This is a genomic window from Flavobacterium panici (genome assembly GCF_024499525.1).
GTDB lineage: Bacteria > Bacteroidota > Bacteroidia > Flavobacteriales > Flavobacteriaceae > Flavobacterium > Flavobacterium panici.
This window is the reverse complement of sequence record NZ_CP100437.1, coordinates 2,494,090-2,510,184: the sequence shown is the minus strand read 5'-3', so window position 1 is coordinate 2,510,184 and position 16,095 is coordinate 2,494,090. Positions and strand designations below refer to the sequence as shown.

The 16,095-nt window shown below is 35.9% G+C and carries 10 protein-coding genes; all 10 read right to left on the bottom strand.

Annotation, left to right across the window (positions count from 1 at the left end):
* Position 1: 1 nt before the first annotated feature.
* Positions 2-1,369, bottom strand: coding sequence for a glycan-binding surface protein (locus NLJ00_RS10950; protein ID WP_256637190.1), 1,368 nt, complete (start codon positions 1,367-1,369; stop codon positions 2-4).
* Between the two features lie 34 nt (positions 1,370-1,403).
* Positions 1,404-3,035, bottom strand: a complete 1,632-nt coding sequence (locus NLJ00_RS10945) for a RagB/SusD family nutrient uptake outer membrane protein (RefSeq protein ID WP_053473043.1) — start codon at positions 3,033-3,035, stop codon at positions 1,404-1,406.
* Positions 3,036-3,047: 12 nt separating this feature from the next.
* On the bottom strand, positions 3,048-6,215 hold the full coding sequence (locus tag NLJ00_RS10940; RefSeq protein WP_256637189.1) for a SusC/RagA family TonB-linked outer membrane protein: 3,168 nt from the start codon (positions 6,213-6,215) through the stop codon (positions 3,048-3,050).
* A 533-nt stretch (positions 6,216-6,748) separates the two neighbouring features.
* Positions 6,749-7,405, bottom strand: coding sequence for a fructose-6-phosphate aldolase (gene fsa, locus NLJ00_RS10935; RefSeq protein ID WP_180856806.1), 657 nt, complete (start codon positions 7,403-7,405; stop codon positions 6,749-6,751).
* 675 nt (positions 7,406-8,080) lie between these two features.
* Positions 8,081-9,406 (bottom strand): xylose isomerase, encoded by a 1,326-nt coding sequence (xylA, locus tag NLJ00_RS10930; protein WP_256637188.1) that lies wholly within the window; start codon positions 9,404-9,406, stop codon positions 8,081-8,083.
* 8 nt (positions 9,407-9,414) lie between these two features.
* On the bottom strand, positions 9,415-10,896 hold the full coding sequence (locus tag NLJ00_RS10925) for a xylulokinase (protein WP_256637187.1): 1,482 nt from the start codon (positions 10,894-10,896) through the stop codon (positions 9,415-9,417).
* Between the two features lies 1 nt (position 10,897).
* Positions 10,898-11,905, bottom strand: a complete 1,008-nt coding sequence (locus tag NLJ00_RS10920; RefSeq protein ID WP_256637186.1) for a GntR family transcriptional regulator — start codon at positions 11,903-11,905, stop codon at positions 10,898-10,900.
* A gap of 257 nt (positions 11,906-12,162) precedes the next feature.
* The gene (locus NLJ00_RS10915) at positions 12,163-13,197 is read right to left on the bottom strand and encodes a glycoside hydrolase family 43 protein (RefSeq protein ID WP_256637185.1); all 1,035 of its coding nucleotides are present in this window, start codon (positions 13,195-13,197) and stop codon (positions 12,163-12,165) included.
* 23 nt (positions 13,198-13,220) lie between these two features.
* Entirely contained in the window at positions 13,221-14,654 is a 1,434-nt protein-coding gene (locus NLJ00_RS10910; protein WP_256637184.1) for an MFS transporter, read from the bottom strand.
* 261 nt (positions 14,655-14,915) lie between these two features.
* The gene (locus NLJ00_RS10905; protein ID WP_256637183.1) at positions 14,916-16,025 is read right to left on the bottom strand and encodes an endo-1,4-beta-xylanase; all 1,110 of its coding nucleotides are present in this window, start codon (positions 16,023-16,025) and stop codon (positions 14,916-14,918) included.
* Between the last annotated feature and the right edge of the window lie 70 nt (positions 16,026-16,095).

Sequence of the window (16,095 nt, the reverse complement as noted above, 5' to 3'; positions counted from 1 at the left end):
TTTAGTTAGGAAAATCGTTGTAAACCGGAGTATCTAAGGATACTATTCTCCAGTTGTCTGTGTACACTTTTACTGAAGTTGGTTTTGAAGCAAATTCTACTTCACTTGCAGTTCCTGTAACGTCTTTTAGTTTTACATCAGAATTTTCAAAGAAAAAACCAAAGTTTTGATACGTTGCAGCTTCACGATATGCTAAAACGGTTTCAAAAGTGAACGGTTCTTTAGACCATGCATAAAATTTATTTAGCGGAATTGTAACCGTTGTCCATCCTGTGGTTTGAAAAGCAACTGATTTTCCGTCAACAATCCACGGAACATAATTATAAACAGCTCCTGTCCATTCTCCTCCGTTAAAATTATTGACCATGCATATTTTTAAGAATCCAGAATCTTTCCAAACATCCGGAACGTATACATCAAACTGTAATGCGACTTTGTCAAGCGGCGTGCTTGCCGGAATATAAGGTGTTAATTGTGTTCTCCAGTTATCGACGCCGTTTCCTGCTGTCCAAACTTCTGTACATCTGTTTTTGGCAGCATCAAAAGAAGCAATTCTTTCCGGACGGTGCGGTACATATTTGCCTTGCGAAACATTTCCTGTTCCTAAAGCAAGTGATTCTAAATCTTCTGGCTGAATCATACTGGTTGAAGTTCCCCAATAACCGTGTTGTCCTCTTCCGTCAAAATCTAATAAAACACCTTTTTTAAAGTTGAAATAAGCCGGAGAATAAACACCTCCGTTTGAAGTCTGAACGAATAATGAACCTCCATTGTCTGAAACGCCGTTTGGCACTGCAACTGTAAAAAATTCACCGTCTTCATCTGAAGTAATTCCTGTTGTTACTTCGATATTTCCAGGGAAAACAACTTTGCTTACTTCGGTTAAACCAGTTCCAGAAACGGTAATGGTTTCTCCTGCATTAGGCATTGTGTTAGAAATGTTTGTGATCGCTGGTTTTCCTGAACGAATTTCAAATGAAAATGTAGTTTCATTATTATCGTTTACAAATCGAATCGTGTTTCTTACGGATGGATCTGCTTCTAAAATTGGAGTATCGGCAGAAACATTGATCAGCATTGAATTATCGGATACAAAAACTACATTAAAATAAGTTTGATATCCGTTGATGTAGACTCTTTTTAAGCCTGTAAAACCAGAACCTTGTATACGTAAAGCTTGTCCTAAACGGGCAAAAGTAACTTCTCTATCCGGAACAGTTGAGTTTACATCTTCCAGAAAAACTTTTGATATGGTTATGGTTCCGCCTTCAGAATCGTTATTATCACAAGAAGTAAATAGCGTACTAAAGAACATTATTCCCAGCAGTGCGATGGGTGCCCAATATTTTTTATTTAAAATATATTTCATATTAATATTTTTTAGATTGTTGTTTTTCAAAATACTAGAACAAGTCTGTTATTTTTTCTTCTGTAAATTGATACGGAACCGGATTTTCTCTCAACAACGGATTCTGAACCAGTTCTGATTCCGGATAAGGAAGAAGGAAAATTGTAGCATCGATCACGCCAATTGAACGCGGACTGCTGCTTCTTGCCGGATCTATAGATAAGGTATTTGTTGCAGAATCGTAAAGAATTGGCTCAATTGTTCCACGGTTTTGTGCCGTTACGTAGTTGATAACTTCTTGCTGTTTGTAATAAGCGCGTCGTACTAAATCGTACCAATATTGTCCTTCCATCGCTAATTCAACTCTTCTTTCGTGAATAATATCGGCATAAGTCAAGGTTGTTTTTGGATCAAGACCTGCACGCACACGAAGTTTATTTACGCCATCTAAAGCAAGTGCATCTGCTGTTGAAGCGTTGTTTCCTAAAGCCGCTTCGGCATAATTTAAATAAACTTCTCCCAAACGCAGCATATAAGTATTTAAGGCTGAGTTCATACGGCTAATTTTAGAATTGTCTTTTGTAGAACCTACAACTCCTTTTTTTACCGTTAAAAATTCTTTTGCGTGATCGACTGTATAACCTCCGTTTGATTTATTGATTTCCGGATAAAAATCATCATCGCCCATCCAGGTTGCTTTACGTCGAAGGTCTTTTGATTCGTATTCTTTTAAAACATCATTTGAAGCTCTTGTCCAGTAACCCCAAGCTGCATCGTCTCCTGTAATATCAGAACCTAAAGCAAAATAAGCCTGATGTGTATTAATAACTCCGTAATCTCCGTTTGGAACCCATTGCAAGGCAAACATAGATTCAGTATTGTTGTTGTTATCAACCATAAATAAATCAGCGTAATTTGTCATTAAAGTATATGGACCTGAAGTGATTACTTTTTCGGCCGCTTTTTTGGCTAAATCTAAATACTGCTGGTTTCTTGTTCCGCTGTTTGGGTTGTCGCTTACTCCCGAATATGATAGGTAAACACGAGACAACATTCCGAATGCGCTGTATTTTGTTAAACGTCCGGCTTGTCCTGCCGTTTCTGGCAGATATTTTGCTGCAAATTCTAAATCGCGAATCGCAAATTCGTAAACATCTTTTAATGGATTTTTGTTTACAATTGGATTTTTAACCAATTCTCTTGGGTCTGTAGAAATAATTACATCTCCCCATAAAGAAGCTAAATACCAATAGGCGGTTCCTCTCATAAAACGTGCTTCGGCAATGTATTTGTTTTTAACGCTTTCGTCTACTTTACTTTCGGAAATACCGATAATAACATTATTCGATTGCTGTACAACATTGTATAAAGACCCCCAAGCCGAAACTAAAGGTCCGGTTAATCCTGTTTCAGATAAATCTGTAAACGGATAAACGTAATCAGAATAAGGTGCGTACAAATTATCTGAACGTCCGTCGCCTAAACCGTAATAGAATTTATCATTAAAATCAAACCAAACTCTGTTGTAAAGCGGACCTGTTGCCGACTGAAAATCCGATTCTGATTTATAAAAATTCTCTTTTGTGATTTGATCTTCTGGTTCAACATCTAAAAGATCACTACAACTAGTCCAAACAAATGGCAATGCGATCATAAGAACCGTGTAAAATATTTTTTTTGTTTTCATAGTTTGTAAATTTTAGAAATTAACATTCAATCCAAGCGTTGTAATAATTGGCGAAGGATAACGTCCATTATCAATACCACTTAAAAGTGCATCCTGATTAATTGATCCCACTTCTGGATCGTAACCTTTGTATTTTGTAAAGGTTAAAACGTTTTGAGCGTTAGAATATATCTTAATGTTTGAGATTCCGTATTTAGAATATAATTTCTTTGGAAGATTATATCCTATCGAAATATTCTTTACTCTTACATAAGAACCATCTTCTACAAAGCGGTTGCTAAAACGGTAGTTTGAAGCTGATGATGCAGACGACGCCGCAATTCTGGTCATATAAGGATCTCCACCCACAATTTGTACATTACGATAATCGTTTGGCCCATTTGGGTCGATTAATTCTAATTGTGCATATCCTAAAGAAGATTTCAATAAATTGGTGTTTTCACGAGGATTTTCTAACCAGCGTCTTTGGTAGTTTACGATATCATTTCCGTAAGAACTAGTCAGCAAAATGTTGATATCAAATCCCTGGAAAGAAAATGTGTTTCCGATACCGAAAGTGAAATCCGGAGCCGGATTTCCAATGTAATCGCGGTCTTTTTCATTGATGATTCCGTCTTTATTTACATCTTCAAAAATATAATCCCCAATCCAAACGCCGTTTTCACCAATCGCCATTCCTTCTGGCAAAGCAGTTGGTTTTACCACTCCGTCTTTATCTTTATAATAGAAATCTGTTGCTTTTTCAAATCGGCCAATCACCTTATATCCGTAAAATTGTCCAATTGCTTCTCCAACCGCCGTTCTGGTAACAGTCGTAACATCAGAACCTTGCTGAATGTTTTTATTTAATACACCAGATTCTGTATTAAGTGCCAGAACTTTGCTTCTGTTCATTGAGAAAACAATATTCGATTTCCATATAAAATCGTTTCTCTCCATGTTGATGGTATTCAAACTGAACTCAAATCCTTTATTTTCAAGAGATCCAATGTTTACTGTTGGCGGTCTTGTTGCTCCCTGCCCAGTTGTTCCTACATAAGCCGGAAGTGGAAGTTCAAGCAATAAGTCGTTTGTTTTTTTGTAATATACATCGGCAACCAGTTCTACTCTGTTATTAAAAAGTCCAAGGTCTAAACCTAGGTTGCTTGAATAAGTAGTTTCCCATTTAATGTCTGGGTTTGCGGTGTTTCCTGCCAATTGTCCTGTTCCCCAGTTTGTTGCCGAAGATCCGTAAATTGAAGTATAAGCGTAGTTTGGCGCACTTTGGTTACCAACTGCTCCCCATCCTAAACGTAATTTTAAATTGTTGATGGTTTTATTTTCTTTTAAGAAATTTTCGTTTGAGATTTTCCAGGCCAAAGCGGCTGACGGAAACCATCCCCAACGGTTTTCTTCTGCAAATTTTGAAGACCCGTCTCGTCTTAAAGTCGCAGTAAGTAAATATTTATCGTTGAAAGAATAAAACAATCTCCCAAAGTAAGAACTGATAGAACTTACACTGCTTGCATTAGAGTTTCTGGCTGTTGTGGCATCTCCGGCATTTAAATCTGTAGCACCGTTTGTGATGTATCCAGAACGGTATCCGTAAAGATTTTCCCAGCTTGATTCCTGCATTTCCTGACCTAACATGGCATTAATCGTGTGTACGCCAAAAGTTTTATTGTAAGTCAATAAATTGTTCCAGCTCCAGAATGCACTGTTTGATTTTGTTCTTGTTCCTTCGCGAACATCGTTTACCAAAGCTCCAAAAGTATACGATGGATTAAAAGTATAATTGTTTGCAAATCCGTAATCTAATGAATATTGCGTTTTGAATTTAAGGTCTTTTGTAAAACCAATTTCAGCATACGTATTAGCTCTAATAGCGTAATTTTTATTGTGATTGTCTTTTATAGAAGCTAAACCAATTGGGTTATTTTGAACGAATTCTGTAGTATCAGGACCATCAAAAGTTCCATCGGCATTACGAACCGCAACGTTTGGCGTTTGTTTTAAAGCCGTTATAATTAAAGCATCATCTGTAACCGTTGTTGTTTGATTGTATTGACTTAGGGCAAAGTTTACTCCCAATTTTAAAAAGCTTTTTACCTGAGAATCTACAACTCCTCTTAAATTGAAACGGTCAAATGAAGATCCAATTGCTATACCTTCCTGATCTAAATAACCAATTCCTAAAGAGTAAGTTGTACTTTCTGAGCCTCCTGAAGCTGATAAATTGTAACTCTGCATTAAAGCGGTGTTGAACAATTCTTTCTGCCAGTCTGTTCCTTCGCCTAATAAATCAGGGCGAATAAAGGTATTGTCACGTTGTACAATTCCTAAGTCCGAACGTGTGTTTTTTAATGTTCCGTATTCTCTAAGGTTTAATAAATCCAAATGTTTCGGAATTTCCTGCCATCCTACATAACTGTCAAAGTTTAAAGTAAGGTCGCCTTTTTTACCGCGTTTTGTGGTTACGATAATAACTCCGTTTGCTGCTCTGGAACCATAAATTGCAGTTGCTGAAGCATCTTTTAAAACGTCCATCGAAACAATGTCTGACGGATTAATCATAGAAAGCGGATTCGTGTTTACAGAACTTGTTGTATTGTCGATAATTACACCATCGATTACAAAAATGGGTTCATTTGATCCTGTTAGCGAACTGATACCACGAATACGAATAGAAGAACTTGCTCCCGGCGCACCGTTGTTTGCCTGTACGTTTACACCCGCCGCACGTCCTTGTAAAACCTGCTCGATTGATGTAGTTACAGATTGTGTAACTGCCTGACTGGTTACTGATGAAACAGAACCTGTTAAATCTGATCTTTTCATGGTGCCGTAACCTACAACTACAACTTCTTTTAAGCTGCTTACATCTTCTTCAAGTGTTACATCTATTTTGCTTTTGTTAGCAACCGCAACGTCTTTTGATTTGTAACCAATAAAGCTGAAAGATAAAATTGCATTTGCGGGAACCGGGCTGATGGTATACGTTCCGTCAAAATTTGAAACCGAACTGATTTTAGTTCCTTTTACAAAAATGTTTACTCCCGGTATTGGTCCGTTACTATCAGAAACTGTTCCTGACACAGTGGTTTGTGCATTTACCGCAGCAGAAAATACCAGCATCAGGATTAAGTATCCTAAGTTTTTAAAGTATTTTGATTTGCTTTTAGTAATTAAAAGGTTAGTCATAAATAATTAGTTTAATGAGTTAATAGTATGGTTTAGTTAGTTTTTTTTATGAAATGATTCAGGAACTGTTTTCAGAATAAAAACAACTCATAATCATTATTGAAACAAATATATATAAAAAACAACAACACACAATCGGTTGCGTTGATTTTATTTAAGAATTTTAAAAAAATAGTATCTTAAAAAAACATATAGTTTATTTATATTAATAAAAAATTAAATTATATTCATATTTACAAACCTGAACACTCAAAACATTATGAATAAAAAACTGTTTTCTTCAAAATATTAAAAAAAGCATAAAATGAAGAATTTAAGATATTTTCAATATATCTACATCGTTTTAGTAATATAAAAAGTACAGAATAATTGAAATTTTAACTTAATATTCTAAAGGAAAGCTGAATAGGAGCGCATCTCTAAAAATATTTGACTTAAAAACTATTTAAAAAGGCAATCGGTTGTTGAAAAGTTACAAAAAAAGCCCTTTTCCAGAAGAAAAGGGCTTAATCATTGCGTTGTGTATTTAGGGTTTAGAGATTCATTTTTTTAGCATCTTCAACAAACTGTTTTAAACCAATATCAGTAAGCGGATGTTTCAATAATCCTTTAATTGCCGAAAGCGGTCCGGTCATAACATCTGATCCAACTTTGGCACAATTTACAATATGCATGGTATGTCTTACCGAAGCAGAAAGGATTTGCGTTTGATAATCGTAATTATCATAAATTTCCCTGATTTCGGCAATTAAATGCATTCCATCAGTCGAAACATCATCTAATCGTCCTAAAAACGGAGAAACATAAGTCGCTCCGGCTTTCGCCGCCAATAAAGCCTGACCTGCTGAAAACACTAATGTTACATTGGTTTTGATTCCTTTGGAAGAAAAGTATTTACAAGCTTTTATTCCGTCGCCGATCATCGGTAATTTCACCACAATCTGCGGATGCAACGCTGCAAGCTCCTCTCCTTCTCTTATCATTCCGTCAAAATCAGTAGAAATTACCTCAGCAGAAACATCTCCGTCAACAATATTACAAATGTCAAGATAATGTTTTAAAATGTTGTCTTTTCCTGTAATGCCTTCTTTTGCCATTAAAGACGGATTGGTGGTTACGCCGTCGAGAACGCCTAGAGATTGTGCTTCTCGAATGTCTTCGAGGTTAGCGGTATCAATAAAAAATTTCATAAGTTTTTTTGGTTTAAGGTTGGTGGTTATTTTGTGGTCTGCAATTGTTTTTAATGAAGTAAATCGTGCAGTTTGTCATTTCGAGGAACGAGAAATCGCACTAGTAATTCGACATGCAAAATCGTCAATCTTTGTAGAGTTTCTTGTGCGATTTCTCCTTTCAGTCGAAATGACAAGATTATGTGTAATTTGTAGAGACGCACAGCAGTGCGTCTAACTTTTAGTGAGAAAAAAAATGTGCATTTCGACCGATTCTGCTCTTCAAAAAACCTTCAATAAAAAAATAACTCACTTAATAATTTTATCGAACTGACTTTATTTTTAAACTTCAATTTTCAAAAAATAGCAACTAAACCTTCAATCTATTTTCTTCAAATCTAAATCTCAAAACAAGTCATAATCTTAATACACATTCTCTCTATTTTCATCTAAAAAATCACTAGAAACAGCTGTTAAAAAATTACTACTTTCTACAGCTATCACATTAAAATTTAGTCGTATTTCTTTAGATAGTTTTCTCACTAATAAATTTTAAACACATAGATACATAGTTTTCTTTGTCGATAAAGGCGTTTCACTTGTTTAAACACAAATAGCACTGTGTAAAAATCTAGATTTTTTTCACCTCTTTTTATAAAAACTCAAATCTATGTTTCTATGTGTTTAAATAAATTATTAAATATATTGGTTAATGATATTTTCAAACAATTCCTGTTTACCGCTTTGAAGTGTTAACTCTCCGTTTTGGTTTGCGATATCATATAAATCTTTAAGGTTTAATTTTCCGTTTTCGAAATCTTTCCCTTTTCCGGCATCAAAAGAACTGTATCTTTCTGTTCTTAATTTTTCGTAAGGAGAAGAAGTAATGATTTTATCTGCAGTCAATAAAGCTCTTGCAAAAGTATCAGCTCCACCAATATGCGCTAAGAAAACATCTTCTAAATCTGTAGAATTTCTTCTAATTTTAGCATCAAAATTAACTCCACCGCCTTGCAATCCGCCAGCTTTTAAGAAAACCAACATCGCTTCAGTAGTTTCCTGAATGTTATTTGGAAACTGGTCAGTATCCCATCCGTTTTGGTAATCTCCTCTGTTTGCATCGATGCTTCCTAACATTCCTGCTTTTGCTGCAACTTCTAATTCATGTTGAAAAGTATGCTGTGCTAATGTAGCGTGGTTTACCTCAATATTAATTTTGAAATCTTTATCTAAACCATATTCTTTTAAGAATCCAATTGCCGTTGCCGAGTCAAAATCGTATTGGTGTTTTGACGGCTCCATTGGTTTTGGCTCAATAAAGAAAGTTCCTTTAAAACCTTGCGCTCTTGCGTAATCTCTAGACATTGCAAGGAATTGCGCCATGTGGTCTAATTCTCTACCCATATCTGTGTTTAGTAAAGACATATAACCTTCTCTACCGCCCCAAAATACGTAGTTTTCTCCGCCTAAAGCAATCGTTGCATCAAGCGCTAATTTCACTTGTCCTCCGGCTCTTGCTACTACATTAAAATCTGGATTTGTAGCCGCTCCGTTCATAAATCTTGGGTTTGAAAAACAGTTTGAAGTTCCCCAAAGTAATTTAATTCCAGACTCTGCTTTTTTCTGTTTTAAGTAATCCGTAATAAAAGCTAAACGCTTTTCTGATTCTGCGAAAGTTGCTCCTTCAGCAATTAAATCGTAATCGTGGAAACAGAAATAATCGAATCCCATTTTGCTGATAAATTCAAAAGCAGCATCTGCCTTATCTTTTGCAGCCTGATACGGATCTGATGATTGATCCCAAGCAAATTGCTGTGTTCCTGGTCCGAATGGATCGCTACCTTGTCCGCAGAATGTGTGCCAATACGCAATAGCAAATTTAAAGTGCTCACGCATTGTTTTTCCAGCTACAACTTGGTCTGGATTGTAATATTTAAATGCCAACGGATTATCAGATTCCTTTCCTTCAAATTTTATTTGGCCAATACCTTTGTAGTATTCTTTATCTCCTAAAACTATCATTTGTTCTTTTATTTAGTTGTTAATATTAATTCTAATTCTTGTTTCCATTTCTGGTAAGCCTTTTCATAAGGTGCTGCGTTGTGCAGCGGTAAAAACGTCATTACATGATCGTTGTCGCTAACATTCGCTCCAAATTTGCTGTAATCACCATCTTTTAAACCAACAGCTCTTGCTGCTCCAACTGCTCCGGTTGTGTTATAAATTTCAATTTCGTGACCAATTAAAGTCGCCACCGTATTTGAGAAAATCTCCGAACGGAAAAGATTATCATTTCCGGCTCTAATCACATTAATTGTCGCATTATCATCCTTTAAACATTCCATTCCGTATACAAACGAAAAAGCAATTCCTTCAAGAGAAGCTCTAAATAAATGCGCACTGTTGTGAATATTCAAGTTGAGGTTTAAAAAATGAGTTCCGATGTTTTTATTATTGAACATACGTTCAGCGCCATTTCCAAACGGAATCACAACAACTCCTTCTGAACCTACTTCTACATTTGAAGCTTTTTCATTCATAACTTCATAACTTTCGTTCCCCATATTATTACGAAGCCATCTGTATTGAATTCCTGCTCCGTTAATATTTAAAAGTTTACCAACTCTAGGCGTTTCCAATTCGTAGTTTACGTGAACGAAATTGTTTACTCTCGTACTTTTTCCAGACGACATTTCGCTTACCGCATAAAATACTCCCGAAGTTCCGCCCGTTGCCGCCACTTCTCCCGGATTCAAAACATTCAAAGCCAAAGCATTATTCGGCTGATCTCCGGCTCTGTAAACAATAGGAATTCCTGCCGGAAGACCAGATTCTGCAGAAGCTTTTTCAGTAACAACGCCTTGATTCGTAAAATTTTCTACAATTTTTGGAGTTAATGACTGATCGATTCCGTAATAATCCAAAAGCCAGTCGGCTACTTTATTTTCTTTATAATCCCAAAGCATTCCTTCAGACAAACCATTTTTAGTTGTCGTTACTTCGCCTGTTAATTTCAAAGCGATATAATCTCCCGGAAGCATGTATTTATCAATTTTATTGTAAACTTCAGGTTCGTTTTCCTTCACCCATTTTAGTTTCGAAGCCGTAAAATTTCCCGGAGAATTCAGTAAATGCTCCATACATTTTTGTTCTCCAATTTCGGCGAAAGCGGTATTACCAATTTCAACCGCACGGCTGTCACACCAAATAATTGAATTTCGAAGCGCATTTCCGCCTTTATCCACAATCACCAATCCGTGCATTTGATACGAAATTCCAATTCCCTGAATTTTCGATGCATCAATATTAGCTTCGCGAATCGCTCTTTTGGTTGCCGTACAAATGTGCTGCCACCAGATTTCAGGATCCTGTTCTGCCCAGTCCGGGTGAATCGACAAGATTTCCATTTCGTTCTGCGGTTCATTCAAAACGATTACTTTTTTACCCGTTTCAGCTTCAACCAAGGCTGCCTTGACCGAAGAACTTCCAATATCATATCCGATATAATACATACTACAATGATTCTCTTATTATTAATTTTGTCGGCACATAACATTTCGTTTCTTCGTCATGCGTAATAAATGCCGCTGCTTTGGTTCCTAATTCCTTAAAATCAGTTGACACAACTGAAATTCCTTTATAAATAAATTTCTTCATTGGCGTTTCGTTATACGACAAAAAACCAACGTCTTTTCCAGGCTCAAAATCTTTCTCTTTGCACTGCTCTAAAAAATATCCTAAAATCCTGTCACTTACACTTATATATGCGATTCCTTTTTCGATATTGAACTTTTTAGGATCTGTAATAATTTCATATTCAAAGCCGAAATCAGCACAGAATTTCTTAAAAAAATCAACCGTTTCCTTCGGGTGATTGGTGAAATCCGGATACACAAATTGTATCTTTTTATACTTTCTAAACAAATCAGCCGCCTCTGTCAATGACTCATAAAACGCTTTTCCAAAATCCTGAAAAACATAATTATTACTTTTATCAGCCTGAATATTCCAGTCTATCAAAAGCAATTTGTCTTTTGAAATCGCCGACAAAGCCGGAGCAATTTCCTTGTGATCGAAATTCATCACCACATATTTGTAATACTTCCCAATTCCGTTATTGATGATCGTTTTAAAAACATCAATATTATAATGATGAAACTGCACATCAGTAATCACATTATCCGGCAGATTATTCACAAATGAGTGGTACAAAACCTCTTTATACGCCTTAAAAGTGTCTAAAACCAAAAGCACTTTTCTCGTTTCTCCCGAAACATAATATCCTTTATTCGGCACAGACTCAATTGTATTTTGATCTTTTAAAATCGTATAAGCCTTAAAAACCGTGTCTCTCGAAAGCTGATATGTTTTGCAGATTACATTTACTGATGGAAGTAAATCTCCTTTTTGTAAAATGTTCTCGGCAATAGCATTTGTAATCCCGTCAACCAATTGCTGGTACTTCGGAATATCACTATCGTGATTAATTATAAACTCAAATTTTTCTTCTTCTTTTAGCATACCGTTCTGTTCCGTTCTGTTATGCTAAAGTAAATAATTGTATCTTATAAAAAAATACTTTTTGCATTTAAATTGTTAACTTTTAAATCTGTTTCGACTTATACTTTGGGCGTGCCCCTCCGGGTCGGGCTATCCGTTTCAAGTCCTCGCACTTCCTTCGTCAGGCTGCGGGCTTTCCACTGCTATCCCTCACGCAAACCAACCTCATCAGAAACAGCAAAACCAACACAACCGATTGTATTTTTTAAGAAATTTTTTTAATCTATCAATCTTCTTATTCCATACGGATCAATCGTAACAATCGAACCATCTTCCAGATAATCGATTTTAGTTACTTTCATACTTCTTAAATGCGTTACACCTTTTGACAAACTCGAATCGTGATAAAACAAATACCATTCGTTCTCCACCTCACAAATAGAATGATGCGAAGTCCATCCCACAACCGGATTCAAAATTCTTCCCTGATACGTAAACGGCCCATACGGATTGTCGCCAATTGCGTAACAAATAAAATGGGTATCTCCTGTTGAATACGAGAAATAATATTTTCCGTTGTATTTATGAACCCACGAAGCTTCAAAAAATCGGCGGTTATTATCTCCAGCCAGCAGAATTTCTCCATTTTCATCCAGAATTTTAATCTCTTTTGGTTCTTCTGCAAACTCCAGCATATCATCACGAAGTAAAGCTACAATTGGTCCTAAAGCAGGTTCGTTTCCAGAAGGTTCTTCATTGTCCTGATCGTATTTATTATTTCTGTATTTCTGAAGCTGTCCGCCCCAGATTCCGCCAAAATAAATATAATGTTTCCCATCTTCGTCTTCAAAAACGGCTGGATCAATACTGTAACTTCCTTTTATCGCATCCGGTTCTGACTTGAAAGGCCCCGCAGGAGAATCTCCAACTGCAACTCCAATCTGAAAAATTCCGTTAGCGCGTTTTGCAGGGAAATACAAATAATACTTTCCATTTTTCTGTGCTGCGTCTGGCGCCCACATTTGTTTTTCGGCCCAGGCAACATCTTTTACATGTAAGGCAACACCATTATCAACGGCCTTTGATGAAATACTTTCCATCGAAAAAACATGATAATCTTCCATCCCGAAGTGATCACCATTATCGTTAAACGGAATTCCCGCATCAATATCATGTGACGGATAAATATAAATTTTACCATTAAATACATGCGCCGACGGGTCGGCCGTATAAATGTGAGAGACTAAAGGCTTTGAAATCGCCAGTTCATTAATTTCCTCGAAATTAATTTGTTCAATGCTATCTTCAGGCATAGTAATATCTTGGTTTTAAATAATTAAGTTCTTCTTTCTTTTAATTCGCTTTCGATCTGCACTTCCATTTGTTTGTTGATTTTATAGAAAAACAATAATCCGGCTCCAATTAAAAATGGAATTGCAGGAAAAATGCTGACCAATAATTTGATTCCGTTTATTGCCGTTTCTGTCTGTACGGCAGAATTTGGTGCATAATGGAAATATCCTAAAAACAATGTTGTTAAAGCGCCACCAATACTTAATCCCGCTTTTAAACCTACCATCATGGCAGAGAAAATAATCGCTGTCGCACGGCGATTGTTCAGCCATTCTGAATAATCGGCAACATCGGCAATCATCGCCCAAAGAATCGGGATTGTAATTCCGTAGAAAAATCCGTGCAGAATTTGGGAGAAAAACATGAAGCTAATCGACGTTGACGGAAAGAAATAGAAAGCGATAATAAACAATGTCGAAATGAATAAAAACACCCCGAATATATTTCGCTTTCCGTATTTATCTGCCAGGTTTTTAGACAATGTAATCCCCACAATCATAAAGATAATGCCGCCGGCATTAAACAATCCAAATCCGGCTGAAACAGGATCATTTCCAAAATGATTCAAACCAATGTTCGATAAAGTATCTAAAATAGGCTGAATAAAAACGGCTAATTGCTCTTTATCGACATAGTTTTCAAAATAATACACATACGAACCGCCTTTCATTGCGAGTGTAATAAAAACCAAAGTCGTAAGCGAAAGCATAATTATCCACGGTCTGTTTTTGACCAAATCGCTTAAATCTTCTTTTATGCTTGATTTTTGTTCCGGCTTTGGAATGATTCTTTCTTTTGTCGTCAAAAATGTGATTAAAAGCATGATAGTTCCAATGATTGCCAAAACGGTCATTACTTTTTCGATACCAATTGCTTTGTCCCCGTTTCCGGCGCTTTTTATAATTCCGAGCATAAAAACCTGAACAAAAAACTGCGCAAACATAACCGCCACAAAACGGTACGATGACATACTGTTTCTTTCGGACATATCGCCTGTAATTACACCGCTTAAAGCAGAATACGGCAAGTTATTTCCGGCGTAAAAAAGCAATAATAAAGTATAGGTTACAACGGCATAAATTACTTTTCCTTTATAAGAGAAATCGGGAGTTGAAAATGCTAACAGCGCCACAATTCCAAGCGGAATTGCGGTTGCCAAAATCCACGGTCTGAATTTTCCCCATTTTGTACTGGTTCTATCTGCTAAAACGCCAATAATAGGATTAAAAATAAAAGCTGCCACTAAACCCACAATCAACATGATGATAGAAGAATCTGTTGGCGATAATCCGTAAATATCGGTGTAGAAATAAGCCAGATACGTCATCAAAGTTTGAAAAACTAAATTGGCGGCCAAGTCTCCTAAGCTATATCCAATTTTTTCTTTGATGGATAATTTTTGTGAAATGTTATTCATTTTGTGGTTTGTGGTTAGTTAGTTCTTATTCCTGCAAGGTTTTCAAAACCTTGTAGGTTTAAATTGTTTTATAATGCTTTCCCAAAATATACCTACAAGGTTTTGGAAACCTTGCAGGAAAGCGAATCATGATTAAAACAATCGGTTGTGTAAAATTATACAAAAAAACATATTACGCAAATTTACTTTACTTTATTTCAAGAATATTTTCAAAAACAACCGATTGTTAACAATGTTTTAATTGAAAGCCATTTTAACTCGTTATTCTTCCGTTTTATTCAACTTTAAAATACTATTGTAAGCTGGTTTATGTTTTAAAACTGCATCAAATGGAAGCGGATAATTCGTTCTTCCTTTTATCGGCCAGTCATTTAACCACGATTGTCCATCGTAAACACCCCAAAAAGTAACACGGCTGATTTTGTCTTTATGCTTTAAAAATAATTTAAAAATCGATGCGTAACGTTCTGCCAATTGCGTTTGAACTGAATCCGGCAATGTTTTAGGATACGGATTCATTTTCGCACTTCCCTCAAAATTCTGATTGACATCGGCACCTTTTAAATCCCACGGATTTGGCAGCACGGTAATATCCAATTCTGTAAAAGCAACTTTAATTCCCAATGCCGAATATTCTAAAATACTTTTTTCAATTTCTTCAATCGACGGACTCTGCAATCTCCAATGTCCCTGAATTCCAACTCCGTCAACCTTTCCTCCTGCTGCTTTTATCTTTTTGATTAAAGCTATTGCTCCTGCTCTTTTTGCGGGTTCTTCAATATTATAATCGTTGTAATATAAGTCTACTTTTGGATCTGCTTTTTCTGCCAGTTTAAAAGCATCAACAAGATATTTTTCGCCAAGTGTTTTGAAAAAAACAGATTGTCGCAATGTTCCATCATCGTTTAAAGCTTCATTTACAACATCCCACGAATTGATTCTACCTTTGTATCTGGAAACAATTGTTGTGATATGATCTTTCATGAAAGCCTTCATTTCGGTACTATCCGTTATTTTTTCCATCCAAGGCGCTAATTGACTGTGCCATATTAAAGTATGCCCGTGAATGAACATTTTGTTTTTTTCGCCATAAGCCACAAATTTATCCGATAAAGCAAAATCATATTTGTCTTTTTGCGGATGCGTAAACATCGATTTCATAATGTTTTCTGGCGTGATTGCATTAAATTCTTTTTTAATTAACGAATCAACTTTTTTGTCTTTTTCTTCAATTTGATCTGCACTTAAAGCTGTACCAATGTAGAAGTCGTTTTTATAAACATCTTTTAATGAAGCGGTTTCTTTTTGTGATGTACAACTTACGGTCAACAAGGTTGTGACGGCAAACAAATAAGGTTTAATAAATTTCATATATTTTTGGTTTAATAGTTAATAGATTTATTTTTTAACACATAGAGACATAATTTTTCTTTGTCTATAA

Coding starts and splice junctions, on each gene's coding strand:
- NLJ00_RS10950 (WP_256637190.1), bottom strand. CDS start 1,369: ATGAAATATATTTTAAATAAAAAATATTGGGCACCCATCGCACTGCTG.
- NLJ00_RS10945 (WP_053473043.1), bottom strand. CDS start 3,035: ATGAAAACAAAAAAAATATTTTACACGGTTCTTATGATCGCATTGCCA.
- NLJ00_RS10940 (WP_256637189.1), bottom strand. CDS start 6,215: ATGACTAACCTTTTAATTACTAAAAGCAAATCAAAATACTTTAAAAAC.
- fsa (WP_180856806.1), bottom strand. CDS start 7,405: ATGAAATTTTTTATTGATACCGCTAACCTCGAAGACATTCGAGAAGCA.
- xylA (WP_256637188.1), bottom strand. CDS start 9,406: ATGATAGTTTTAGGAGATAAAGAATACTACAAAGGTATTGGCCAAATA.
- NLJ00_RS10925 (WP_256637187.1), bottom strand. CDS start 10,896: ATGTATTATATCGGATATGATATTGGAAGTTCTTCGGTCAAGGCAGCC.
- NLJ00_RS10920 (WP_256637186.1), bottom strand. CDS start 11,905: ATGCTAAAAGAAGAAGAAAAATTTGAGTTTATAATTAATCACGATAGT.
- NLJ00_RS10915 (WP_256637185.1), bottom strand. CDS start 13,197: ATGCCTGAAGATAGCATTGAACAAATTAATTTCGAGGAAATTAATGAA.
- NLJ00_RS10910 (WP_256637184.1), bottom strand. CDS start 14,654: ATGAATAACATTTCACAAAAATTATCCATCAAAGAAAAAATTGGATAT.
- NLJ00_RS10905 (WP_256637183.1), bottom strand. CDS start 16,025: ATGAAATTTATTAAACCTTATTTGTTTGCCGTCACAACCTTGTTGACC.